This window comes from Salinimicrobium oceani (assembly GCF_012037645.1).
Genome location: NZ_JAAVJR010000572.1, coordinates 1 through 466, shown reverse-complemented (window position 1 = coordinate 466; position 466 = coordinate 1). Strand labels below are relative to the sequence as shown.

Genomic DNA, 466 nt, shown 5'->3' with positions numbered 1-466 from the left:
GACCTTATAGGTTTTGTTGGCAGCACAGGTCGTTCCCAGGCTCCGCATCTGCATTACGAGATCTTTAAGGATGAAGATAAGATCAATCCTATCAACTTCTACTACGGACATCTTTCTCCTGCTGAATATGATGAGATCCTGGAGCAGTCACAACTTGAAAACCAATCTCTGGATTAATGCACGTAGACCTGCCCGATAAGTTATACTACGGAATTGGAGAAGTTGCCGAAGCCTTTGGCGTCAACACCTCGCTAATTAGATTCTGGGAGAAGGAGTTTGATGCTATCAAGCCAAAGAAGAACGCGAAAGGAAACAGGAAATTTACCAAAGAAGATATAAAGAACCTGGAATTGATCTACCATCTGGTCAAGGAGAGAGGTTTTACCCTGGAAGGGGCAAAAATCCACCTGAAGGAAGAGAAAAGCAGGAAAACATTGTCTAACTTTGACGTGATTCGAAAACTGGA

At 43.1% G+C, this 466-nt stretch carries 2 protein-coding genes; both read left to right on the top strand.

Annotated features, from left to right (window positions below; genetic code table 11):
• Nucleotides 1-177: M23 family metallopeptidase (locus HC175_RS24390; protein ID WP_168139671.1), on the top strand; the 177-nt coding region annotated here is incomplete at its 5' end.
• Nucleotides 177-466: MerR family transcriptional regulator (locus HC175_RS18300; RefSeq protein ID WP_168139670.1), on the top strand; the 290-nt coding region annotated here is incomplete at its 3' end. The genes HC175_RS24390 and HC175_RS18300, both read left to right, overlap by 1 nt.